This is a genomic window from Rhizobium sp. YTUHZ044 (assembly GCF_051123975.1).
GTDB lineage: Bacteria > Pseudomonadota > Alphaproteobacteria > Rhizobiales > Rhizobiaceae > Rhizobium.
Genome location: NZ_CP101426.1, coordinates 1437147 through 1459231, shown reverse-complemented (window position 1 = coordinate 1459231; position 22085 = coordinate 1437147). Strand labels below are relative to the sequence as shown.

Sequence of the window (22085 nt, the reverse complement as noted above, 5' to 3'; positions counted from 1 at the left end):
ACTCAGCCCTTCATCATATTGACGTCTTCGACCGCGATCGAGCCGCGGTTGCGGTAGAAGACAACGAGAATTGCAAGACCGATCGCCGCTTCGGCAGCCGCGACCGTCAGAATGAACAGCGCGAAGACCTGGCCGACAATGTCGTTCAGGAAGGAAGAGAAGGCGACCATGTTGATGTTGACGGCAAGCAGGATCAGTTCGACCGACATCAGGATGACGATGACGTTCTTCCGGTTCAGGAAGATGCCGAAGACGCCGAGCGTGAAGAGGATGGCGCTGACCGTCAGGTAGTGGGAAAGACCGATGACCATGTTCTTTGTTCCTTGACCTGCCTTTAGACGCCCTGCCCCGGCTTGACCGTAACCACCTCGACGGCGGTGGCGGGCGTGCGGGCAACCTGCCTGGAAATATTCTGCCGCTTGATGTTGGTGCGATGCCTCAGCGTCAGCACGATCGCGCCGATCATGGCGACCAGCAGCACCAGGCCGGCAATCTGGAAGAAATAGACGTAGTTGGTGTAAAGCACGTCGCCGAGAGCGGCCGTATTGGTGCGCTCGGTCAGTGCCGGGATCGGCATGGCGACTGATTTGGCGATCTCAGGCGAGATGACGCTGCCGCCGATGACGACGATCAGTTCGGCCGCCAGGATGATCCCGATCAATCCGCCGATCGGCGCATATTCGAGCACGCCTGCCCTCAATTCGGTGAAGTCGATGTCGAGCATCATCACTACGAAGAGGAAGAGGACGGCGACGGCGCCGACATAGACGACGAGCAGGATCATCGCCAGGAACTCGGCGCCGAGCAGCAGGAACAGGCCGGCCGCGTTGAAGAACACCAGGATCAGAAACAAAACCGAGTGAACCGGGTTCTTCGCCCAGATGACCATGAACGCCGACGCCACCGCGACAAAGGCGAAAAGATAGAAAAATAGAGCCTGCAGACCCATGTTGGTGCCTTTTTCATCTTCCCCCGGGCAGCCGGGAATTTTCCCTGCCCGATGGAGCTTCGCGGCACTCGCCGGCAAAGCTCCTGTGCATATTGACCGTGACAGGAGCGAGCAGCTCCACCGCGGCGTTTCAGATCTCAATCAGCGGTACGGCGAGTCGATCGCGATGTTGCGGGCGATTTCGCGCTCCCACCGGTCCCCGTTATCGAGAAGGCGCGCCTTGTCGAAATAGAGCTCTTCGCGGGTTTCCGTCGCAAATTCGAAATTCGGACCTTCGACGATCGCGTCGACCGGGCAGGCTTCCTGGCAGAAGCCGCAATAGATGCACTTCACCATGTCGATGTCGTAGCGCACGGTGCGGCGCGTGCCGTCGTTGCGGCGCGGACCGGCCTCGATGGTGATCGCCTGGGCTGGACAGATCGCCTCGCAGAGCTTGCAGGCGATGCAGCGTTCCTCGCCGTTCGGATAACGGCGCAGCGCATGCTCGCCGCGGAAGCGCGGGGAGACCGGACCCTTTTCGAAGGGATAGTTGATGGTCGCCTTCTGGCGGAAGAAATAGCGCATCGACAGAAAGAACGCGCCGAAGAATTCCTTGAGGAACAGCGAGTTGATGGAGCTGGACAAGCTTGCCATCTTCAACCTCCAATTTTGCCGGAAACGAGAGCTGGGATCATTACGCCCATCCCATCAGTTTCAGCACGAATGCAACGATGATGACCATGGCGAGCGACAGCGGCAGGAAGACCTTCCAGCCGAGGCGCATGAGCTGGTCGTAGCGGTAGCGCGGGACGAAGGCCTTGACCATCGCGAACATGAAGAACACGAAGCATGCCTTCAGCATGAACCAGATAATGCCCGGGACCCAATTGAGAATCCAGATATCGACAGGAGGCAGCCAGCCGCCGAGGAAGAGGATCGTCGTCAGCGAGCACATCAGGCAGACGGCCGCATATTCGCCGAGCATGAACATCATGTATGGCGAGGAACCGTACTCGACCATGAAGCCGGCGACGAGTTCCGATTCGGCTTCCGGAAGGTCGAAAGGCGGACGGTTCGTCTCGGCGAGCGCCGAGATGAAGAAGACGATGAACATCGGGAACAGCGACAGCCAGTGCCAGTCGAGAAACGAGGCCGGCAGGCCGAGCATGGTGCCGAGGCCGGTATGCTGCGCATTGACGATGTCGGTCAGGTTGAGCGAGCCGACGCAGAGCAGAACGGTGACGATGACGAAGCCGATCGAGACTTCATAGGACACCATCTGTGCGGCCGAGCGCAGCGCGCCGAGGAAGGGATACTTCGAATTCGAAGCCCAGCCGCCCATGATGATCCCGTAGACTTCAAGCGAGGAGATCGCGAAGATATAGAGAATGCCGACATTGATGTTGGCGATCACCCAGCCATCAGCGAGCGGCACCACCGCCCAGGTGGACAGCGCCAACAGCACGGTCACCAGCGGGGCCAGCAGGAACACCGCCTTGTTGGCGCCGGCCGGAATGATCGGCTCCTTGAACACGAACTTCAGAAGGTCGGCGAAGGACTGGAACAGGCCGAAGGGACCGACAACGTTCGGGCCGCGGCGCAGCTGCACGGCCGCCCAAATCTTGCGGTCGGCAAGCAGCACGTAAGCGATGAAGACGAGCAGGCAGACGAGAAGCAGCAGCGACTGACCGATCATGATGATCCCCGGCCAGACATAGGTTGAGAAGAAAGAATCCATGAGTTCCTGCCCTTACTCTGCCGCGACTTTGAAGTTGTTGCGGGCCAATGCCGAGCACTCGGCCATGACAGCCGAGGCGCGCGCTATCGGGTTCGTCAAATAGAAGTCTTTGACCGGCGACGCAAACCCTGACTTGTTCATCTTGCCGGCTTTTTTCGCGACTGCGGCAATTTGGGCGCTATCGGTTTCGGCGATCTCGTCGATGGCGGCGAAATGCGGGAAAGCGGCATAGAGCCGGCCGCGCAACTCACTCAGTGAATCGAAGGGAAGCTTCTTGCCGAGCACGTCGGACAGCGCACGGATGATCGCCCAATCCTCACGGGCATCGCCCGGCGCAAAGCCTGCGCGATTGCCCATCTGGACGCGGCCTTCGGTGTTGACCCAGGTGCCGGACTTTTCGGTATAGGCTGCGGCCGGCAGGATGACGTCGGCATGGTGCGCGCCGTTATCGCCATGCGAGCCGATATAGACGGTGAGCTTGGCCTTCTTGGCGGTGAAGTCGAGTTCATCGGCGCCGAGCAGGAAGAGCACCTCCATCGACTGCAGCATTTCAGCGGCATTGACGCCCGCAGCACCCGGCACGAAGCCGAGATCAAGGCCGCCGACACGGGAGGCAGCGGTGTGGAGGACGGCGAAGCCGTTCCAGCCTTCGACGACCGCACCGACCGAACCGGCAAGCTTGGCGGCACTTGCGAGAACACCGGCGCCATCGCTGCGCGACAGCGCGCCCTGGCCGATGATGATCATCGGCTTGGCGGCGTTCTTCAGGACGTTCGCGAAGGCATGGCCGCCATCGACCAGATCCTTGAGCGTGTCGGGTCCGCCGCCGAGATAGTCATAGCTGTAACGCAGTTCACTGGGCTCGCCGATCACGCCGATCGGGAACTTGCCGCGACGCCAGCGCTTGCGGATGCGGGCGTTGAGAATAGCCGCCTCGAAACGCGGATTGGCGCCGATGATCAGCAGCGCGTCGGCCTGGTCGATGCCCGCAATCGTCGGGTTGAAGAGGTAGCTTGCACGGCCGAGCGACGGATCGAGTGCCGTCCCATCCTGGCGACAGTCGAGATTAGCCGATCCCAGCGCCTTGACCAGCTCGGAGAGCGCATACATTTCCTCGACGGAAGCGAGATCGCCAGCGATCGCGCCGATCTTTTCGCCTGAAGTGGCGCTGACAGCAGCCTTGATGGCGCCGAAGGCCTCGGCCCAGCTGGCCGGCTGCAGGCGGCCGTCGCGGCGGACGTAAGGCCGGTCGAGGCGCTGCGTCTTCAAACCGTCCCAGATGAAGCGGCTCTTGTCGGAAATCCACTCCTCGTTGATCACCTCGTTGACGCGCGGCAGGATGCGCATGACTTCACGGCCACGGGTGTCGACGCGGATCGCCGAACCGACGGCATCCATGACGTCGATCGACTCGGTCTTGTTCAATTCCCAGGGGCGGGCGGTGAAGGCGAAGGGCTTGGAGGTGAGCGCGCCGACCGGGCAGAGGTCGACGACGTTGCCCTGCAGTTCGGAGGTCATCGCCTGTTCCAGATAGGTGGTGATCTCGGCATCCTCGCCGCGACCGATCAGGCCGAGTTCGGAAATGCCGGCAACCTCGGTGGTGAAGCGGACGCAGCGCGTGCAATGGATGCAGCGGTTCATCACCGTCTTGACGAGCGGGCCGATATACTTGTCCTCGACTGCGCGCTTGTCTTCCTGGTAGCGCGAGGTGTCGATGCCGAATGCCATCGCCTGATCCTGCAGGTCGCATTCGCCGCCCTGGTCGCAGATCGGGCAGTCGAGCGGATGGTTGATCAGCAGGAACTCCATCACGCCTTCACGGGCCTTCTTGACCATCGGCGTGTTGGTGAAGACCTCGGGCAGTTCGCCATTCGGGCCGCCGCGGATGTCGCGCACGCTCATGGCGCAGGAAGCCTGCGGCTTCGGCGGTCCGCCCTTCACCTCGACAAGGCACATGCGGCAGTTGCCGGCAACCGACAGGCGCTCGTGGAAGCAGAAGCGCGGAACTTCAGCGCCGGCATCCTCACACGCCTGCAATAGCGTGAAATGATCCGGAACTTCGATCTCGTTGCCGTCAATCTTCAGTTTTGCCATCGTCGCTCAGTCCTGTTTCCCGTTTGCCTGATGACGGCAAACAAACCTGTTTTGCAACATTCTCTTTGCCGAGCCGGATCTTTCGTCCTGCTGGCAGCCGATGTCGCCCAAATTGTCTGTCGCGCGTTCCAGACGCGGAACCCGCACCGGCATCTGCAGCGTGGGCCCTCCGCCCCTTCGCTGATCCGCCCTATTTCCGGCCGGTTTGCGCGGCCGGACAGCTCATTTCCTTCTGCGGCCCCGCCCGGCCAGAACCTTCGCCTGACCGATCCAGTCGTCGCGTGCGATGCGGCCGCTAAGGCCGAGCTCGGCGTCAAGCCGGGCGATATCCTCGTCGGTCCAGGCGGCAATCTCGGCGAAGCCGCGAATGCCTTTGGTGTTCAACACCTGCTCCAGCTTCGGACCGATGCCGGCGATCAGCTTGAGATCGTCGGCCTTTGCAGCCCGCTGAGCCGGTTTTACCTTCACGCTGGGCGTCGGCTGGCTTGCCTGAGTCGGTTCGCTTGCCGGCTTGACGACTCTCAGCCTCGGCCCAGCCCTCCTTTCGGCGGCAGGCTTGTCGGCCGCGGGCTTGCTGAACGCCTTGACGGCCGGGCGGATGTTCTCCGACCGGATATCGACAGCGGGCGCCGGTTCGTCGGGCGGCGTATCATCGAGGGCGGCGGCGAGTTTGCCCGTCGTTTCCAGAGCACTCTGGAAGGCCCCGAAAAAGGCTCCCGCCATCTGCGTCGAGAAACCGAAGCCAATAGCCGTTGCGGCGGCAAAGGCTGCGGCAGGATGTGCCATCAGCGGATGCACCGGCATTGCCTGTGCGTTTTCCAGCATCTCGGCGGCAAGACGGCCGAAGCCGGCCGCGAAATCGGCGGTCTCTTCCTTCTTCCCACTCTTGGATGCCTTGTCGGTCATGATTATTCAGCCGCCTCCAGAACCGCGCCGTGATCGAGCGCGCTCGCCGTATACTGGTCGATGCGCTTTTCGATCTCGGGACGGAAGTTACGGATCAGACCCTGCACCGGCCATGCGGCGGCGTCGCCGAGCGCGCAGATGGTGTGGCCTTCGATCTGCTTGGTCACCTGAAACAGCATGTCGATTTCGCGCTTCTGGGCGTTGCCCTTGGCCATGCGCTCCATCACGCGCCACATCCAGCCCGTGCCTTCCCGGCAGGGCGTGCACTGGCCGCAGCTCTCATGCTTGAAGAAGGCGGAGATGCGGGCGATCGCCTTGATGACGTCCGTGGACTTGTCCATGACAATCGCGGCGGCCGTGCCGAAGGAGGAACCGACGCCGCGCAGACCGTCAAAATCCATCGGGCAATCGATGATGTCCTTGGCCGGAACGATCGGGCAGGATGCACCGCCCGGAATGACGGCGAGCAGATTGTCCCAGCCACCGCGGATGCCGCCGGCGTGGCGGTCGACCAGTTCGCGGAAGGTGATGCCCATTTCCTCTTCAACGGTGCACGGCTTGTTGACGTGGCCGGAGAGCATGAACAGCTTGGTGCCGACATTGTTCGGACGACCGATGGCCGAGAACCAGCCAGCGCCGCGGCGCAGAATCGTCGGCGCGACCGCGATCGATTCGACGTTGTTGACGGTCGTCGGGCAGCCGTAGAGGCCCATGTTGGCTGGGAAAGGCGGCTTCAGGCGCGGCTGGCCCTTCTTGCCTTCCAGGCTTTCAAGCAGCGCGGTTTCCTCGCCGCAGATATAGGCGCCGGCGCCGTGATGGACGAAGATGTCCATGTCCCAGCCGAGCTTGTTGTTCTTGCCAAGCAGGCCGTAGTCATAGCACTCGTCGATCGCCGCCTGCAGCGCTTCGCGCTCGCGGATGTATTCACCGCGCACGTAGATGTAGGCGGCATTGGCGCCCATGGCGAAGCTTGCGACGACGCACCCTTCGATCAGTGTATGCGGATCGTGGCGCATGATGTCGCGGTCTTTGCAGGTGCCGGGCTCCGATTCGTCGGCATTGACGACGAGGTAATGCGGGCGGCCGTCGCTTTCCTTCGGCATGAAGGACCATTTGAGGCCTGTCGGGAAACCGGCACCGCCGCGACCGCGAAGGCCGGAGGCCTTCATCTCGTTGATAATCCAGTCGCGGCCCTTTTCGAGGATCTGCTTGGTGCCGTCCCAGTGGCCGCGGCTCATCGCGCCCTTCAGGGACTTGTCCTTGAGGCCGTAGATATTGGTAAAGATGCGGTCTTTATCTTGTAACATGCTTCACCTCTTACCGCGGCTTCTTGCCGAAGACCTTGATATATTCCGCTTCGCCGCCCTTGGCGAGCGCCTTGGCCTGCTTGACCCAGTCGTCGCGCTCGATGCGGCCGCGGAAGTTCAGGTAACTATCGACCCATTCGCGTTCGGCCTTCTTCCAGCCTGCGACCTGCGCGAAGGTGAAGATGCCGATTTCATTCAATGTCGCCTCTATCTTCGGACCGACGCCGGAGATCATCTTCAGGTCATCAGGAGCGGCGGGCTTTTCGATGCCGGCCGGACGGTTCTTGTCGGTCAGGCTGGGCTTGGCCGCCGGAGCGGTTTCGGCCTTGGCCGCAGCAGGCGTCGCCTCGGCAGGCGCCGTGCCGGAAACCGGCTGCTCCTCGGCTGCCCTGGCGTTTTTCGCAGCAGCCTTCGGCGCCGTCGCCGGTGTCTTCAAGACCGCATTGGTCTCGGCATCAGTGCTCTTCGGGCGGCCGGCCTCGGAGGGCGGGACCGGCGCAGCGTCGACCGGTGCCGACACGGTTTCGGCCTCGCTCTTCTTGGCGCGTGTCCTTGCCTTCGGCTCTTCGGTCGTCAGCGAGGTCGGGCCGCCTTCCGGTGCTGAGAATATCCGATCGATCTGAGTGCCCGGCTTGATGCTCGCGCCATTGCCGGCAGCAAAGGTTTCGATGATCTCCTCGAGGCGCTCCGGCGTCAGGTCTTCGTACGTGTCCTTGCCGATCATCACCATCGGGGCGTTGACGCAGGCGCCAAGACATTCGACCTCTTCCCAGGAGAGCGTGCCTTCGGCATTGCGCTCGAATGGGTGGGAATGGATCTTGCTCTTGCAGACCGACATCAGCGCTTCCGAGCCGCGCAGCATGCAGGGCGTGGTGCCGCAGACCTGGACATGGGCGCGCGTGCCGACAGGATGCAGCTGGAACTGCGTATAGAAGGTCGCGACCTCGAGCACTCTGATATAAGCCATGTCAAGCATGTTGGCGATCTTTTCGATCGCCGCGCGCGTGACCCAGCCGTCCTGTTCCTGCGCTCGCATCAGCAGCGGAATGACCGCCGACTGCTGGCGGCCGGCGGGGTATTTCTGGATCGTCTTGTCCGCCCAGACCGCATTTTCATCGCTGAAAGCGAATGCGGCAGGCTGAAATTGATCTTCGGCTAATCGACGAACGGACATTCTTCCTCACGCCTTGTCAGTTTAGGGTTCCACACCGCGAAGCGGTCAAAGACTGCATTTCGCAGGCATAGGCCGACTGGTCTTTCTGCATAAATACGACGAATTTGCTGCCATTCGGGATGGCGGCCTTGATCTGATAGCCCTTGGACAAAAGCTCGCCCATGGACGATTGCTGCCCCGGCGGCGTCACTTCCTTATGACCCAGCGGCGTGCCGAGGGTGTGAGCCTCCTGAGCCGAAACCCCGGACGCCGAGAGAAGAATTGCGACGGCCAGCGGCAGAAGCTGCATCAGCGGTCCACCTCGCCGAAGACGATATCGAGCGAGCCAAGGACAGCAGCGACGTCGGCAAGCTGGTGGCCGCGACACATGAAGTCCATCGCCTGCAGGTGGGCGTAACCCGGAGCGCGGATCTTGCAGCGATACGGCTTGTTCGAGCCGTCGGAGACGAGATAGACGCCGAACTCGCCCTTCGGCGCTTCGACCGCGGCGTAAACTTCACCGGCCGGCACATGATAGCCTTCGGTATAGAGCTTGAAGTGGTGGATCAGCGCTTCCATCGAACGCTTCATCTCGCCGCGCTTCGGCGGAACGACCTTGCCGTCGATCGACGAGAAAGGACCGGTCTTCGCATCCGAGAGGAGGCGATTGACGCACTGCTTCATGATGCGGACCGATTGGCGCATCTCGATCATGCGGATGAGGTAGCGGTCATAATTGTCGCCGTTCTTGCCGATCGGGATGTCGAATTCGAGATCGGAATAACATTCGTAAGGCTGGGCGCGACGCAGATCCCAGGCAGCACCCGAACCGCGCACCATGACGCCGGAGAAGCCCCAGGCCCAGCAATCTTCCAACGAGACGACGCCGATATCGACGTTGCGCTGCTTGAAGATGCGGTTGCCGGTCAAAAGATCGTCGATGTCATCGAGCGCCTTGAGGAACGGATCGCACCAGTCGCCGATGTCCTGCACGAGCTTTTCCGGCAGATCCTGGTGGACGCCGCCCGGACGGAAATAGGCAGCGTGCATGCGCGAGCCGCTGGCCCGTTCATAGAACACCATCAGCTTTTCACGCTCTTCAAAGCCCCAGAGCGGCGGCGTCAACGCGCCGACGTCCATCGCCTGCGTCGTGACGTTCAGAAGATGCGAGAGGATGCGGCCGATTTCCGAATAGAGAACGCGGATCAGCTGGCCGCGGATCGGGATCTCGATGCCGAGCAGCTTTTCGACGGCCATGGCATAGGCATGCTCCTGGTTCATCGGCGCGACATAGTCGAGGCGATCGAAATAGGGCACCGCCTGCAGATAGGTCTTGGTCTCGATCAGCTTCTCGGTGCCGCGATGCAGCAGGCCGATATGCGGATCGACCCGCTCCACAATTTCGCCGTCAAGCTCCAGGACAAGACGAAGAACGCCGTGCGCCGCCGGATGCTGCGGTCCGAAATTGATGTTGAAGTTGCGGACGTTATGTTCGGTCATTTGCTAGGCGCTCCGCTATTGCAGGCATTAGCCAGTGGGCAATAGGCAATAGTGTAGTGGTTAGTTCTCACGTTCGTTCTGTCCATCTTGCAGGCGGCGAATAAGCGACCGCAGCATCTTCCCTATCTCCGCAATCAAGGAAAGCGCCGACTGGGTCTGCGAGACCGTGGCTATTCCTACTCGCGCCGAGAGTATCAGATGCGTCTCCAATTCCTTCAGGGATCCTTGGGCGATTTTCAAATGGTGAACATATGCACCCGTTGCCTCGCGCCCGTAACCTTCCGCTATGTTTGCCGCGATGGACGCTGCCGAACGTCTTACCTGGGAGGTAAGGCCATAAACTTCCTCTTTGGGAAATCCCTTGGTCAGGCCGTAACATTCAACCGCAAGATCCATGGAGCGCTGCCACACCGGAAGATCCTGATAGGAATTAATCGCCGTTGCCATTCTCCCTTATCACTATTGCCTACTGCCTATTGGCTTCTGCCTAGAACTACTGTTTCGCCTTCTCATCACCCGGCAGCACGTATTCGGTGCCTTCCCATGGCGACATGAAGTCGAAGTTGCGGAATTCCTGTTTCAGTTCCACCGGCTCATAGACGACGCGCTTCGCTGCGTCATCGTAGCGAACTTCGACGAAACCGGTCGTCGGAAAGTCCTTGCGCAAAGGATGCCCTTCGAAACCGTAATCAGTCAGGATGCGGCGCAGATCCGGATGGCCGGTGAACAGGACGCCGTACATATCCCAGGTTTCGCGTTCGAACCAATCGGCGCCGGGATGAACCGCACAGGCCGATGGGACCGGCGTATCCTCGTCGGTCGCGACCTTGACGCGGATGCGCAGGTTCTTCTTCGGCGACAGCAGATGATAGACGACGTCGAAGCGCAGCTCGCGCTGCGGCCAGTCGACGCCGCAAATATCGATCAGGTTGACGAATCCGCATTTGGCGTCGTCACGCAGAAAGGTCAGGAGCGCGATCAGGTTTTCACCCGTCGCCGTCAGCGTCAGCTCGCCATACTTCAACTGCGATGCGGCGATCAGGTTGCCGCGCGCTTCGCCAAGATAGGAGGCAAGCTCAGTCAGGGCTTCACTCATATGCCTTGTCCTTAACCCTTAGCGTTCGATCGTGCCGGTGCGCCGGATCTTCTTCTGCAGCAGAAGCACGCCGTAGAGCAGCGCTTCGGCCGTGGGGGGACAGCCCGGCACGTAGATGTCGATCGGCACGACGCGGTCGCAGCCGCGCACCACGGAATAGGAATAGTGATAGTAGCCGCCGCCATTGGCGCAGGAGCCCATCGAGATGACGTAGCGTGGCTCGGGCATCTGGTCGTAGACCTTGCGGAGCGCCGGCGCCATCTTGTTGGTCAACGTGCCGGCGACGATCATCACGTCGGACTGGCGCGGCGAAGCGCGCGGCGCAAAACCAAAGCGCTCGACGTCATAACGCGGCATGGAGAGCTGCATCATTTCGACGGCGCAGCAGGCAAGACCAAAGGTCATCCACATCAGCGAGCCGGTACGGGCCCAGTTGATCAGTTCGTCCGTCGAAGTGACGAGGAAACCCTTGTCGGCGAGTTCGTTGTTGATCTCGCCAAAAAATGCGTCGTTGCTCCCGATCGGCTTGCCGGTCGACGGATCGATGATCCCCTTCGGCTGCGGCGCGACGAGCGACTGGTTGCTCACAGGGGTCACTCCCATTCCAGGGCTCCCTTTTTCCATTCATAGATAAAGCCGATGGTCAGCACGAGGAGGAAGACCATCATGGACCAGAAGCCGAACCAGCCGATGGCGCCGAAAGAAACGGCCCAGGGGAAGAGGAAGGCGACCTCGAGGTCGAAGATGATGAAGAGGATCGACACGAGATAGAAGCGGATGTCGAACTTCATGCGGGCGTCGTCAAAGGCGTTGAAACCGCATTCGTAAGCCGAGAGCTTTTCCGAATCTGGCGCTTTGAAAGCCACGGCGAACGGCGCAATGAGCAGCGCCAGGCCGATAACGAGCGCAATGGCGATGAAGATAGCGATCGGAATATAGGAACTGAGCAGTTCAGTCATCATGTTCATCCTTGCTTGTCGGAGGCGCCAGACGGCGCTTTTGGGCAATTGCCCGACAAGCGAACGTGCGTTGCAACAAGCCGTGGTTAGCGCAGCCGACGCCCCGGCGCAAGACTTTTACGGCGGCAATTCGACGCGTCGCGCGCGGACATTATCAAGCAGATGCAACGATGTCGCGACAAATCCGCAGAAGTCGATTCAAGCTGCATGCCTGACCCCTGGAAACTGCATGGCTTTCGGAGGAGAATGGCGCGAGTGACGGGGCTCGAACCCGCGACCTCCGGCGTGACAGGCCGGCACTCTAACCGACTGAGCTACACCCGCGCATGACGGACGGAAGAGCCGGACGGCGGCGCCTGAACGCCTGCTTTGAAATGGCGCGAGTGACGGGGCTCGAACCCGCGACCTCCGGCGTGACAGGCCGGCACTCTAACCGACTGAGCTACACCCGCACTTCATTTCAAGCAATCCGGATGCCTTCGCACCCTCACCAAAACGGCTGGCCGTTTCGATGAGCGGCTAACTACGGGGTTCGCCTTTTAGTGTCAAGCAGGTTTGGAGACAAAACCATGACAGTCGCTGAATTGTTTCGGTAAAGCCGCTGCAGGCAGAACGGAAAGCCGGCAATTCCAACCTCCGCAGCCGCAGCGAGGCACGATGGGAGCCGGCGGCGCAGGCAAAATGGATAAATCCGCCGCCCCCCCTTTATCCACAGGCCGACTGCGCCTGATCGGCAGCGCAGACCAGCAGACGACCGCCAAAAAAATCAAAAATTCTTCACAAACACTCTTGCGGTTTTGCCGTGATCCGCATAGATGACGGCCACCAACGCAGCAGGCCGATCGGCTTCGCCAGCGATGGGCGATTAGCTCAGTTGGTAGAGCGCCTCGTTTACACCGAGGATGTCGGGAGTTCGAGTCTCTCATCGCCCACCATTCTTCCCCTCAAGTTTCAAAGAGTGATGTCAACAACCGCAGTCTCATCTGCCGCTGATTGGCTCACGCAGCTATCTGCCTCTGCAGAGGCTGCCGGCTGGGAACGCGGCTTCGGCAAGACGTTCCGGCGCAGCATAGCTGTCCGGCAGGTCAAATGCGGCGCCGTCTGGAAACCAGGTTCCGCCAAAACGGACTACTCCGGCCGCCGGGCCACCTCCTATTGGGCGAATGGATGGGGGCCGGCAAAAGTGGGAGAATCGCCGCCCGGAAAGTCTTCGCGTTTGGAGGCTTATGACACCTGGAGGTGTGCCATGAGGGCTCTCAGCTCCGCATTGACGCTGTGCATCGCGATAGCCCTTGGCGCGCCAAGCGCCACATATGTCAGCCTGCCCGGATACGCGTTCAAAACGAATCCGAACTGTCAGCGCCACGTATCGAAGACGAAGTTTGACAGGAGATGCGACCAGCCGAGACTGGGTTTCAAGGACTTTACGCCCCCGCTTGTGACCGTGCTCGGGATCTGAAGATCCTGCTCGGCTCCTGACAAATCATGCCTTCGCCAGTTCTTGATCCACCGCGGAAACCAGCCGCGAATCATCCGCCGTCACATCGGGCGCAAAGCGGGCGGCGACTTTGCCGTCGCGGCCGATCAGGAATTTTTCGAAATTCCAGAGGATGTCATCCTCGTCGCCGCCTGAAATGCCGTGGGCATTCAGGCGTTCGCGCATCGGACCCTCGCCCGTCGTCTTCACGCCCGATTTGGTCAGCTGCCGGTAGAGCGGGTGCTGGGCCTCGCCCTTGACCGAAATCTTAGAAAAAATCGGGAAGGTGACGTCGTAGGTGGTGGTGCAGAAATCGAAGATCTCGGCGTCGGTGCCGGGTTCCTGGCCCTTGAAGTCGTTGGCGGGGAAAGCGGCGATGACGAAGCCGCGCTCGCGCTTTTCGCCATAGAGCCTTTCCAGTCCCTCATATTGCGGCGTGAGTCCGCATTTCGAGGCGACGTTGACGATCAGAAGCACCCTGCCCTTGTATTCGTTCAGTGTGATCTGTCGACCATCCACCGTCTTGACCGGAATATCCAGCACATTGCCCATCATGGGAACCTCCAATTGGCAAGGATCGGTCCGGCGAGCTTAGCGATATCGCCGTCATTGTCATCAGGGTGAAGATCAACTCGGCGTCAGCATCCCCGGCGTCGCCGTTGGCAACCCCGGGGCAACCGATCAGGCAGGTGAGGTTTCCCTTACGTCATCGAGCAGGAAATGCACGACGAGGTAATCCGTCTTGTAGTGGCGGCCGCTGTCCGAGACGGATTCGACGCTGCCGCCATCCTTTGGATGCCAGGGATGATAATGAGGGTTGGTGGTGATGAGCGTGATGGCCTTGCCGGCGAACGGCCCCTCGCCCAATCGGAAGCGCATCTCGGCGAGCGGCCAGATTCGCTCGTAATCTTCCATGGCGATGCGCGCCTTCAGCGCGTTCCGGTGCAGCGGCTCGCCGGCGCCTGCTTCTGCGGATGATTCCAGCATCACTTCTTCGGCATCGGCAATGATGGCATTGAACTCTTCGGGCCACATCCGTCTCATGAAGTCGCTCCTCCCAGGGCTCTTTCGTCATTCACAGGCGAAACTTAACGCTTTGTCCGAAAGAAGCAAATTCTTGTCATGCCGTTGTCATCGGCGTCGGCTGCTCCTACGTTCCCTCGAACCGCACCAGGGCCGTCAGCCGCCCCAATCCCGAGATCAGAGATGAAGACACGTGAAGAAAGGCAGGCGCTGCGGGCGAGCATGCCGCGCACCCCGCTCAGCGCCCATCATATGGAAAACGCCCGGCTGCTGCCGGATCGCGGCGAACTGCTCTACCGGATCCCGAATGGCGGCATCGGCGTCGAAGTGGGTGCAGCCTTCGGCGAATATACGGCGGAGATCCTGGAAAAGAATCGCCCCGCCCAGCTTTATCTCATCGATCCCTGGTCGATGGATCGCTACAGCTCCGGGCTCGACGCGATTCACACGAATTTCGCAGCCGAGATCGGCGCCGGCCGGCTGCACCTGATGCAAGGCACATCGCTCGACAAGCTCGCCGAATTCGCGGATGACTTCCTCGACTGGGCCTATATCGACACCGACCATTCGTTCGAGCTCACCTGGCAGGAGCTCTTGCTCTGCGAGAAGAAGGTGAAGCGGACAGGACGCATTGCCGGTCATGATTTCTGCACCGGCAACACGGTCAAACCGATCGTCTACGGTGTCGTCGAGGCGGTTACCAAATTCTGCAAGGATTATGGCTGGCAATTCGAATTCCTGACGGTCGAATCACACGCGCATTTTTCCTATTGCCTGAAGCGCCTCTGATCCGTCTAAAGCGCGGCGCGATCTTCAGATTCGCTTGGCCCGCGCTTTAGTCTTTTTTGCGCATGTCTTTATCGCAAAACCGCTGCACACTTTTGCGAGACATGCTTTACGCCTTGCCGGAATATTGATCGTCGCTGACCTTTTCCATCCAGTCGACATGACTGCCGTCCAATGCCTCGTGGATAGCGATGTGCGTCATTGCCGTGGCCGGGCCGGCGCCGTGCCAGTGTTTTTCGCGCGGCGCAAACCAGACGGTGTCGCCGGCGCGGATTTCGCGAATCTCCTCGCCCCAGCTCTGGGCGAGGCCCTTGCCTGAGGTGACGACCAGCGTCTGGCCGAGCGGATGCGTGTGCCAAGCCGTGCGGGCGCCCGGTTCGAAGGTGACGGAGGTTGCCCTCACCCGGGCCGGCGCCGGCGGCTCGATCAGCGGATCCTGGCGAACATTGCCGGTAAAGTAGTCGGCCGGCGGTTTCGTTGAAGGGCGAGAGCCAGCGGGTTTAATCTCCATGATCGTTCCTTTCCGTCCATTGCGGTTGAAGCCTTGTCTCCGGACGATATTTGATCGAGGCGACCGATCAAGGCCGGATTGGCAATTGCCGCACAGTTGCCCGCCTGATAGGCGAGTGCCTTTCATAACCTGGGGAGATGTTCATGAAACACCATGCTTTTGGCCGCACGCCCTTCACCGTCACCAATGTCGGCTTCGGCGCCTGGCAGATCGGCGGCTCCTGGGGCGATATCAGCGAGGCGGATGGGCGCGCGGCGCTGAATGCCGCGCTCGATGCCGGCATGACGTTCATCGACACGGCGGATGTTTACGGCGACGGCCGCTCGGAAAAGATCATTGCCGATGTCTTGAAGGCACGCGGCGGCGAGCGCCCGATGGTCGCGACCAAGGCAGGCCGCCGCCTCACCCCGCATGTCGCGGAAGGCTATACCAGGGCCAATCTCGAGGGCTTTATCGATCGCAGCCTGGAGAATCTTGCGGTTGACTGTCTCGACCTCGTGCAGTTGCACTGCCCGCCGCGCGAGGTGCTTTACCAGCCTGAGGTCTTCGAGAGCCTGGACACGCTGCAGAAGGCCGGCAAGATCAAGGGCTATGGCGTCAGCGTCGAAAAGGTCGAGGACGGGCTGAAGGCGATCGAATATCCCGGCGTCGTCAGTATTCAGATCATCTACAATATCTTCCGCCAGCGCCCCGCCCATCTGTTTTTCCAGGAAGCACGCCGCAGGAACGTGGCGATCATCGCCCGCGTGCCGCTGGCAAGCGGCCTTCTCTCCGGCAAGATCACCCGGCTTACACATTTCGCCAGCGACGACCACCGCAATTTCAATCGCCATGGTGAGGCCTTCGATGTCGGCGAGACTTTTGCAGGCGTTCCCTTCGAGGTCGGACTGCAGGCGGTCGAGGAAGTGCGCAAGCTGGTGCCAGCCGGCGCCACTATGGCTGGCTTCGCGCTGCGTTGGGTCCTGATGGCTGAAGCGGTCACCGTCGTCATCCCCGGCGCCCGCAATGCCGAACAGGCCAAGGCAAACGCGGCCGCCGCCGACCTCGCGCCGCTTTCGGCCGATGTCATGGCGGCGACGCGTGAAATCTACGAGCGGCTGATCGCACCGCATGTGCATCAGCGCTGGTAAGCTCTGACGGGCCGTTCTAGCCCGCCCGGCCACTTGGCCGGGCCTGAGACATCATCCCAAGAAGGACCGGATCAGACCGTCACGACAATCTTGCCGAACTGCTCGTTCGATTCCAAGAAGCGGTGCGCTTCGACGATCTGTTCGAAAGGGAATGTCCTTGATATGACAGGTTCCAGGGCGCCGGACGCGAGCCCTTCGTAGATAAAGGTCTTTGCAGCCTGCAGCCGCGCCGGGTCGCGGAGAATCTCATGGACGAGATAACCGCGTAGCGTCAGGCCTTTGCCGAGCACCGCAGGGAGCGGAAACGGCGTCGGCTCCTGGTTCAATCCGCCATATTCGATGAAAATGCCGCCCGATGACATTGCCGCGCTCAGCGGTTCGAAAATGGGGCCGGCGACAGCATCGAAGACGACCCGAACGCCATCCCGGCCGGCGACGGCCTTCAGCTTCATTTCCAGATCTTCCTCCTGTGAAGCGAGGACATGCGCAGCACCGGCATCGTGCAATGCCTTACGCTTGCGGGAGGTCCTGGTAATCGCAATCGGCATCGCACCGACCTTGTTGGCAATCTGGATCGCAGCAAGACCCACGCTGCTCGAGGCCGCGGTAACGGCGACGAAATCACCTTTGCTCAACCCGGCAGTGTCGATGAGTGCGCCGTAGGCCGTCAAAAACGGCATCCAGACGGCAGCGGCCGCCTCCCAGGACAGCGTCGGCGGATGCCTGACGACAAATTCGGCGGGAAAATTTATGAGTTCCCCATAAGCCGGCCACTGGACCATGGAGATGGGCGGGATGATGCTAACACGGTCGCCCGGCACAAAACCATCCACACCCTCGCCCACCGCCTCGACGATACCGGCCGCTTCGAGGCCGAGGCCAGAAGGCAGCGGCGCGGTTTCGATATAGGCGCCTGACCGCAACAAAGCTTCAGCGCGATTGATGCCCAGCGCCTTGACACGGATCTGAACCAACCCCGGCTGGGGCGCGGGAATCACTACATCTTCGATGCGGAGAACCTCGGGGCCGCCAAGCTCATGGAAGCGGATTACGCGTGGCATTCGATATCAACTCCAAAATGATTGAACCGAATGATCTATGCCAAGCCGCCTCCAGAAGATAAATTGGCCCGGAGGTAAGACAGAAGAAACCAAGAGTTTGCAATATGGATCGTCTCACCAGCATGGCCGTCTTCGTGAAGGCCGTCGATCTGGGCTCATTCGCAGCGGCCGCCGCGGCTCTTGGCCTGTCCGGACCGATGGTCGGCAAGCATATCCGCTTTCTCGAGGAGCGCTTGGGTGTGAGCCTCATCAACCGGACGACGCGGCGCCAGAGCCCGACGGAATTCGGACGCGCCTATTACGAGCGCTGCCGGATGATCCTTGCGGAGACCGAGGCTGCGGATGCGCTTGCAGTCGACCATCTTTCCGAACCCTGCGGAAGGCTGCGCGTCACTATGCCCGTTCATTTCGGTCGGCGCTGCGTGGTCCCGATCCTAATCGAACTCGCTCAGCGGCATCCGAACCTCAAACTTGATCTATCGCTCAGCGATCCTGTCGTCGACCTCGCGGAGGGCGGCTACGATCTCGCGATCCGCACCGGCGAGTTGGAGGATAGATCGGGCGTCATTGCACGCCGTGTCGCGCGCCAGCGCATGGTGGTCTGCGCCTCGCCGGCCTATCTCGATGACCACGGCAGGCCTGAACAGCTCAAGGATCTCGGCGGGCACGATGCTATCGTCTATGCCCGCTCCGCCCGGTTCCGTCCGTGGCTTTTTCCACGCGGCGGCGAGCCACCGATTGAAATCAGGCCCAAGAGCCGTTTGAGGCTCGATGATCTCGATGCCATTGCCGATGCGGCAACGGCAGGCATGGGGCTCGCCTGGCTGCCCTCCTGGCTTATCCGGGACCGTGTGCAGGCAGGGATGCTGGTGGTGGTCCTGCCGGACGAGCCGGAATTCCCGTATGATTGTCATGCGCTGTGGCTGCAGACATCGCACCTGCCGCTCAGGACTCGTCTTGCGGTCGACGCATTGGCGGCTGCCTTGCCCAAATTCATGACGTAGGCCATCGGCCGTTCAGGGGCGAATCGGCCAAAAGAAAAAGGCCGGGAGCAAAACCCGGCCTTTAAGTTCGATGGGAACGCGAACTCAGTTCGTGGCGGTCAAGTTGACCGGGAAGAACAGGGTTTCCCCGGACGAGTCGCTCACACCGTCATTATCGGTGACAGCGTAAGGCTTGCCCGATGCGTCGAAGGTGAAGCCTTCGAGCTTGTCGAGCACATAGCCGTTGGTCGCCGTCTTCAGTTCGCCGAGGAAATCGTGCGCTTCGGTCTTCTTCACGACCGGCAGTTCGCCCCCGAGCTTGGCCGGCTTCAGTTCCGAGATCGCCACCTTGTAAAGCTTCTTCAGCCTGGCGGCGTCGCCGACGAGGTTGTCGCGCTCGATGATATAGACGCTATCGCCGTGGGCGGAGATCTCAGACAGGCCGACCCAGCCACTTTCCGTCTTGTCGAGCGGATAGCGCACGGCGCCCCATTCCTTCTTCTTCGGATTGTATGAGACGAGCTTGACGAAGCCCTTCTCGTCGTCACCCCACTCGCGCTGGACGGCCATCCAGAGCGTGGCATCGTCGCCGGTGCCGACAATGGTCACACCCTCGAAGCCGTAGCGGATCTCGTTGGCGGCGAGTTCCCTAGGCAGGGCGATCTCGGCCTTGATGTCGCCCTTGGCATTGACGTTGTAGAGGGCATGCGGGACGAGGCGTTCGCTGTTTCCTTCCGAGGCAAGCCAGAAGGAGCCGTCGGCCGCCGCCGCGATGCCTTCGATGTCGAGCTTCTGGGCTGGAGCGCCGTCACGCTTGACGACGAGCGCGTCGATGATGACGGCCGGCTTCTTGGTTGCGTCGATCGTGTAGATCGTCGGCTGCGAGCCCAGAGCGCTGTCGCTGACGGCGTAGAGCATGCCCGGTTTGCCGGGAACGGCGGCGAGACCCGAAAGCGCTGCGAAACCGATCGGAGTGCCTTCCTTGTCGGCGGAGACGATCTGCGGATAGGCTTGGTCGCCTTCCGCACGCTCATAGATCATTACGTGCGAGCGCACCCCGCCGTCCTTGCCGAGATCGAGTTCATTGGCGGTCGCAAAGAGGTTACGCTGCGGGATGGCGACCCCGCCTTCCGGCGAAATGCCCGACGGCAGAAGCTGCATGAGTTCGGGGTCGGCGCCGGTATCCTTATAGACGCCAACGACCGAGGCGCGCTCGGCAAGCAGGAAGAAATATTGGTCGTCGCCGAACTTGGCAGCTTCAAGGCCTTCCGGCTCGACGCCCTTCGATCCAGAACGGCTTTCGGGGTAATGGCCGATATGGGCGACGGCGCGTTCAAAGGAAGCGCCCGATTCATAGAGAACCTCGCCCGCCTTGTCGAAGATGGTGAAGCCGCGCGAGCCGCCCTGGTAATCGCCTTCATTGGCGATGACGAGGCGGTTGTCGTCCAGCCACTTCACGGCATCAGGCTCGCGCAGGACGCCCTTCGATTCGCTCGAGAATTTCAGGGCGCCGTCGCGTTTGGTGTCGATGCCTGAGAGATCAACGCTGCCGGCGGAGAAGTGGGCCTTCACCTGAGCCGTGTTGGCATCGATGATGACGATCTCGTTGTTTTCCTGCAGCGTCAGCGCAATCTCGTTCTGCCCGTTGAAGGCAACGAATTCCGGCTCCGGGTCTTCAGGGGCGACACCGCCAAGGCCGGTCAGCGCCACATGCCTGATGGTGCCGCAATCGACGGTGCCGTTCTTGACCTGGAAAACGGCGAGGTCGCCCGCCGGCATCTGCGGGATCTTGCCGTCATTGACGTCTTCGTCGCGCTCGTTTTCGATCGCGATGGCACCGAGCGTCTTGTCCTTGTTGAGGGCGATGGAATCCGGCTGGCCGCCGAGATCGCAGGTGTTCTCGATCTTCTTTGTCGCTACGTCAACGATTGCGAGGCGGCCGGAGGGCCTGGCCTTGCTTTCGGAGGTATTGACGGCAACCAGCGCCTTGCCGGCACTCGAGGTGACCGATGTCGGCTCGCCATCCATCATCAGCGCGCCGCCGGCCCTTGGAACCCTGGCGTCGGTGATGTCGATGAAGCCGATCGCACCGAACGGGCTGTCGCTATAGATCAGGGTGTTGCCGTCGTCGGTCGCGGTGATGATTTCTGCGGATGTCGGCGACAGCTTGTCCTTGTCACCAGGCAGGTTCTGGGCGACCGGGAAAGAGGCGATGCGGTTGAAAACCGGCTCGGCCGCAGCCGGGAAGGCCACGGATGCGAGAAGCACGGCAGCGAGCGCTGCCTTGCGGGATGAAACTGTCATGGAAACCCCCAATGTCCAAAAAGATCGAACAGAGGGGTTTTGCGGGACCGCTATGACAGAGACATGACAGCCCCCAAAATTTCAGAGGGTCGGCGTCAGGCTGCCTGTTTTTCCCGACGCATCTCGTTCCTCATGATGAAGAGCGACGCGGAAAGAATGAGTGCAGCGCCCAGCCACAGATAGCCGGCGGGCGCATAGCCGAAGAACAGCCCAGCCGGCGAGCACGTTGAGCGGCAGCTTCAGGTCATCGAAGGGCTGGACATAGGCGGCGTCGGCGCTGGCATAGGCAAGGGTCAGCAGATACTGCGCCACGACCGTCAGGAGGCCTGCCAGAAGGAAGAGCGCGAGTGTCGTGCCTGGCGGCACTGCGAAGCCCGCAGCAAGCGCCAGACCGCCGTTGATCGGCGTCAGCAACACCAACAACCAGACGATGATGGTCTCCGGCCTCTCGATACCGGTCAGGCTCTTGGTGATGAGCGACGACGCACCCCAGAGCAGTGCCGAGAGTACCGGCAGGAGCGCTGCCCAGGTGAAGCTGTCCGACCATGGCTGGAGGATGATCATGGCGCCGGCAAAGCCGACACCGGTCGCTGCCCAGCGGGCCGCGCCGACGCGCTCACCGAGGAACAGGCGGGCACCGAGAATGATGAAGAAGGGTGAGGTCATGACCAGCGCGATCGCCTGCCAGATCGGCACTGAGGCAAGACCGGAAACCCAGGCCTCGACGCCGAGCGCGGCAAAGACGACGCGCACGACGTGCCGCCAGGGATAGTTCGTACGCATAGCCGCAAGGCCGGATTTGCGCAGGAAGGGCAAGGAGAAGAGGAAGGCGAAGGCATATTGCCAGAAAGCAGCAGAGGCTGGCGGAAAGGCGAGCTTCATGGTCAGCCATTGGGTGACGACGTTGAGCAGCGAGAAAGCGACGCCTCCAAGCACCATGAAAGCAGCGCCAGCAAAGGCGCGGGAACGCTGCATTGTAAGGGAATTCTGATTCATGTCTTCCACCCAGAACTACAGCGCCGCGCGTCTTTCCAGACGCGCAAAGGACGCTGTAGCGCTTTTAATTGCTGCATAATTTCATCCTCGAATCGATTCCGATTTAGGGAATTATGCAGGCGACCAACATAAA

At 61.1% G+C, this 22085-nt stretch carries 22 protein-coding genes, 3 tRNA genes and 1 pseudogene; 4 read left to right on the top strand and 22 right to left on the bottom strand.

Annotated elements, in window-relative coordinates:
* Nucleotides 1-2: 2 nt before the first annotated feature.
* From nuoK to NL154_RS07120, 16 genes are all read right to left on the bottom strand, one after another.
* The gene (gene nuoK / locus NL154_RS07195) at nucleotides 3-311 is read right to left on the bottom strand and encodes an NADH-quinone oxidoreductase subunit NuoK (protein ID WP_003587269.1); all 309 of its coding nucleotides are present in this window, start codon (nucleotides 309-311) and stop codon (nucleotides 3-5) included.
* A 23-nt stretch (nucleotides 312-334) separates the two neighbouring features.
* Nucleotides 335-949, bottom strand: a complete 615-nt coding sequence (locus NL154_RS07190; protein ID WP_184452956.1) for an NADH-quinone oxidoreductase subunit J — start codon at nucleotides 947-949, stop codon at nucleotides 335-337.
* A 141-nt stretch (nucleotides 950-1090) separates the two neighbouring features.
* Complete coding sequence (nuoI, locus tag NL154_RS07185) at nucleotides 1091-1582, bottom strand: NADH-quinone oxidoreductase subunit NuoI (RefSeq protein WP_004680064.1); 492 nt, start codon at nucleotides 1580-1582, stop codon at nucleotides 1091-1093.
* 40 nt (nucleotides 1583-1622) lie between these two features.
* Complete coding sequence (gene nuoH / locus NL154_RS07180; protein ID WP_210628287.1) at nucleotides 1623-2666, bottom strand: NADH-quinone oxidoreductase subunit NuoH; 1044 nt, start codon at nucleotides 2664-2666, stop codon at nucleotides 1623-1625.
* A 12-nt stretch (nucleotides 2667-2678) separates the two neighbouring features.
* Complete coding sequence (gene nuoG, locus NL154_RS07175) at nucleotides 2679-4760, bottom strand: NADH-quinone oxidoreductase subunit NuoG (protein ID WP_210628288.1); 2082 nt, start codon at nucleotides 4758-4760, stop codon at nucleotides 2679-2681.
* A gap of 222 nt (nucleotides 4761-4982) precedes the next feature.
* On the bottom strand, nucleotides 4983-5666 hold the full coding sequence (locus NL154_RS07170; protein ID WP_434733846.1) for a 5' DNA nuclease: 684 nt from the start codon (nucleotides 5664-5666) through the stop codon (nucleotides 4983-4985).
* A 2-nt stretch (nucleotides 5667-5668) separates the two neighbouring features.
* A complete protein-coding gene (gene nuoF, locus NL154_RS07165) occupies nucleotides 5669-6973 on the bottom strand; it encodes an NADH-quinone oxidoreductase subunit NuoF (protein WP_003558451.1) in 1305 nt (434 codons plus the stop codon).
* 10 nt (nucleotides 6974-6983) lie between these two features.
* Entirely contained in the window at nucleotides 6984-8147 is a 1164-nt protein-coding gene (locus NL154_RS07160) for an NADH-quinone oxidoreductase subunit E (RefSeq protein ID WP_434733845.1), read from the bottom strand.
* 16 nt (nucleotides 8148-8163) lie between these two features.
* A complete protein-coding gene (locus NL154_RS07155; protein ID WP_434733844.1) occupies nucleotides 8164-8436 on the bottom strand; it encodes a hypothetical protein in 273 nt (90 codons plus the stop codon).
* The gene (locus tag NL154_RS07150; protein ID WP_210628293.1) at nucleotides 8436-9626 is read right to left on the bottom strand and encodes an NADH-quinone oxidoreductase subunit D; all 1191 of its coding nucleotides are present in this window, start codon (nucleotides 9624-9626) and stop codon (nucleotides 8436-8438) included. The genes NL154_RS07155 and NL154_RS07150 overlap by 1 nt, the downstream gene beginning before the upstream one ends.
* 60 nt (nucleotides 9627-9686) lie before the next feature.
* The gene (locus tag NL154_RS07145) at nucleotides 9687-10073 is read right to left on the bottom strand and encodes a four helix bundle protein (RefSeq protein ID WP_210628294.1); all 387 of its coding nucleotides are present in this window, start codon (nucleotides 10071-10073) and stop codon (nucleotides 9687-9689) included.
* 46 nt (nucleotides 10074-10119) lie between these two features.
* Complete coding sequence (locus NL154_RS07140; protein ID WP_210628295.1) at nucleotides 10120-10722, bottom strand: NADH-quinone oxidoreductase subunit C; 603 nt, start codon at nucleotides 10720-10722, stop codon at nucleotides 10120-10122.
* An 18-nt stretch (nucleotides 10723-10740) separates the two neighbouring features.
* Complete coding sequence (locus NL154_RS07135; RefSeq protein ID WP_210628296.1) at nucleotides 10741-11325, bottom strand: NuoB/complex I 20 kDa subunit family protein; 585 nt, start codon at nucleotides 11323-11325, stop codon at nucleotides 10741-10743.
* On the bottom strand, nucleotides 11316-11681 hold the full coding sequence (locus tag NL154_RS07130; protein WP_010055493.1) for an NADH-quinone oxidoreductase subunit A: 366 nt from the start codon (nucleotides 11679-11681) through the stop codon (nucleotides 11316-11318). The genes NL154_RS07135 and NL154_RS07130 overlap by 10 nt, the downstream gene beginning before the upstream one ends.
* Before the next feature lie 247 nt (nucleotides 11682-11928).
* Nucleotides 11929-12005 (bottom strand) — tRNA-Asp (locus NL154_RS07125).
* A 51-nt stretch (nucleotides 12006-12056) separates the two neighbouring features.
* Nucleotides 12057-12133 (bottom strand) — tRNA-Asp (locus tag NL154_RS07120).
* A 407-nt stretch (nucleotides 12134-12540) separates the two neighbouring features.
* On the opposite strand from NL154_RS07120, the gene NL154_RS07115 reads away from it, so the two are divergent.
* Nucleotides 12541-12616: transfer RNA gene (locus tag NL154_RS07115), tRNA-Val, on the top strand.
* A 548-nt stretch (nucleotides 12617-13164) separates the two neighbouring features.
* Here the strand turns inward: NL154_RS07115 and NL154_RS07110 are convergent.
* Both NL154_RS07110 and NL154_RS07105 read right to left on the bottom strand, forming a co-directional pair.
* On the bottom strand, nucleotides 13165-13713 hold the full coding sequence (locus tag NL154_RS07110; protein ID WP_221155970.1) for a glutathione peroxidase: 549 nt from the start codon (nucleotides 13711-13713) through the stop codon (nucleotides 13165-13167).
* A 126-nt stretch (nucleotides 13714-13839) separates the two neighbouring features.
* A complete protein-coding gene (locus tag NL154_RS07105; RefSeq protein ID WP_434733843.1) occupies nucleotides 13840-14202 on the bottom strand; it encodes a hypothetical protein in 363 nt (120 codons plus the stop codon).
* Between the two features lie 162 nt (nucleotides 14203-14364).
* On the opposite strand from NL154_RS07105, the gene NL154_RS07100 reads away from it, so the two are divergent.
* A complete protein-coding gene (locus NL154_RS07100) occupies nucleotides 14365-14970 on the top strand; it encodes a class I SAM-dependent methyltransferase (protein ID WP_210628299.1) in 606 nt (201 codons plus the stop codon).
* Between the two features lie 106 nt (nucleotides 14971-15076).
* On the opposite strand, the gene NL154_RS07095 is transcribed toward NL154_RS07100, so the two are convergent.
* Nucleotides 15077-15478 (bottom strand): (R)-mandelonitrile lyase, encoded by a 402-nt coding sequence (locus NL154_RS07095; protein WP_434733842.1) that lies wholly within the window; start codon nucleotides 15476-15478, stop codon nucleotides 15077-15079.
* A 143-nt stretch (nucleotides 15479-15621) separates the two neighbouring features.
* Between NL154_RS07095 and NL154_RS07090 the strand changes: the two genes are divergently transcribed.
* The gene (locus NL154_RS07090; RefSeq protein WP_210628301.1) at nucleotides 15622-16608 is read left to right on the top strand and encodes an aldo/keto reductase; all 987 of its coding nucleotides are present in this window, start codon (nucleotides 15622-15624) and stop codon (nucleotides 16606-16608) included.
* Nucleotides 16609-16679: 71 nt separating this feature from the next.
* Here NL154_RS07090 and NL154_RS07085 read toward each other — a convergent pair whose 3' ends face one another.
* A complete protein-coding gene (locus NL154_RS07085) occupies nucleotides 16680-17669 on the bottom strand; it encodes a zinc-dependent alcohol dehydrogenase family protein (RefSeq protein ID WP_210628302.1) in 990 nt (329 codons plus the stop codon).
* 104 nt (nucleotides 17670-17773) lie between these two features.
* On the opposite strand from NL154_RS07085, the gene NL154_RS07080 reads away from it, so the two are divergent.
* Entirely contained in the window at nucleotides 17774-18673 is a 900-nt protein-coding gene (locus NL154_RS07080; protein WP_434733841.1) for a LysR family transcriptional regulator, read from the top strand.
* Between the two features lie 84 nt (nucleotides 18674-18757).
* On the opposite strand, the gene NL154_RS07075 is transcribed toward NL154_RS07080, so the two are convergent.
* Nucleotides 18758-20956 (bottom strand): esterase-like activity of phytase family protein, encoded by a 2199-nt coding sequence (locus NL154_RS07075; RefSeq protein WP_434733840.1) that lies wholly within the window; start codon nucleotides 20954-20956, stop codon nucleotides 18758-18760.
* 95 nt (nucleotides 20957-21051) lie between these two features.
* A pseudogene (locus NL154_RS07070) lies at nucleotides 21052-21961 on the bottom strand (DMT family transporter).
* Between the last annotated feature and the right edge of the window lie 124 nt (nucleotides 21962-22085).

Coding starts and splice junctions, on each gene's coding strand:
- NL154_RS07130 (WP_010055493.1), bottom strand. CDS start 11,681: ATGACTGAACTGCTCAGTTCCTATATTCCGATCGCTATCTTCATCGCC.
- NL154_RS07085 (WP_210628302.1), bottom strand. CDS start 17,669: ATGCCACGCGTAATCCGCTTCCATGAGCTTGGCGGCCCCGAGGTTCTC.
- NL154_RS07150 (WP_210628293.1), bottom strand. CDS start 9,626: ATGACCGAACATAACGTCCGCAACTTCAACATCAATTTCGGACCGCAG.
- NL154_RS07105 (WP_434733843.1), bottom strand. CDS start 14,202: ATGAGACGGATGTGGCCCGAAGAGTTCAATGCCATCATTGCCGATGCC.
- NL154_RS07090 (WP_210628301.1), top strand. CDS start 15,622: ATGAAACACCATGCTTTTGGCCGCACGCCCTTCACCGTCACCAATGTC.
- nuoK (WP_003587269.1), bottom strand. CDS start 311: ATGGTCATCGGTCTTTCCCACTACCTGACGGTCAGCGCCATCCTCTTC.
- nuoH (WP_210628287.1), bottom strand. CDS start 2,666: ATGGATTCTTTCTTCTCAACCTATGTCTGGCCGGGGATCATCATGATC.
- NL154_RS07155 (WP_434733844.1), bottom strand. CDS start 8,436: ATGCAGCTTCTGCCGCTGGCCGTCGCAATTCTTCTCTCGGCGTCCGGG.
- NL154_RS07075 (WP_434733840.1), bottom strand. CDS start 20,956: ATGACAGTTTCATCCCGCAAGGCAGCGCTCGCTGCCGTGCTTCTCGCA.
- nuoF (WP_003558451.1), bottom strand. CDS start 6,973: ATGTTACAAGATAAAGACCGCATCTTTACCAATATCTACGGCCTCAAG.
- NL154_RS07110 (WP_221155970.1), bottom strand. CDS start 13,713: ATGATGGGCAATGTGCTGGATATTCCGGTCAAGACGGTGGATGGTCGA.
- NL154_RS07145 (WP_210628294.1), bottom strand. CDS start 10,073: ATGGCAACGGCGATTAATTCCTATCAGGATCTTCCGGTGTGGCAGCGC.
- NL154_RS07100 (WP_210628299.1), top strand. CDS start 14,365: ATGAAGACACGTGAAGAAAGGCAGGCGCTGCGGGCGAGCATGCCGCGC.
- NL154_RS07095 (WP_434733842.1), bottom strand. CDS start 15,478: ATGGAGATTAAACCCGCTGGCTCTCGCCCTTCAACGAAACCGCCGGCC.
- NL154_RS07135 (WP_210628296.1), bottom strand. CDS start 11,325: ATGGGAGTGACCCCTGTGAGCAACCAGTCGCTCGTCGCGCCGCAGCCG.
- NL154_RS07170 (WP_434733846.1), bottom strand. CDS start 5,666: ATGACCGACAAGGCATCCAAGAGTGGGAAGAAGGAAGAGACCGCCGAT.
- NL154_RS07160 (WP_434733845.1), bottom strand. CDS start 8,147: ATGTCCGTTCGTCGATTAGCCGAAGATCAATTTCAGCCTGCCGCATTC.
- nuoG (WP_210628288.1), bottom strand. CDS start 4,760: ATGGCAAAACTGAAGATTGACGGCAACGAGATCGAAGTTCCGGATCAT.
- NL154_RS07140 (WP_210628295.1), bottom strand. CDS start 10,722: ATGAGTGAAGCCCTGACTGAGCTTGCCTCCTATCTTGGCGAAGCGCGC.
- NL154_RS07080 (WP_434733841.1), top strand. CDS start 17,774: ATGGATCGTCTCACCAGCATGGCCGTCTTCGTGAAGGCCGTCGATCTG.
- nuoI (WP_004680064.1), bottom strand. CDS start 1,582: ATGGCAAGCTTGTCCAGCTCCATCAACTCGCTGTTCCTCAAGGAATTC.
- NL154_RS07190 (WP_184452956.1), bottom strand. CDS start 949: ATGGGTCTGCAGGCTCTATTTTTCTATCTTTTCGCCTTTGTCGCGGTG.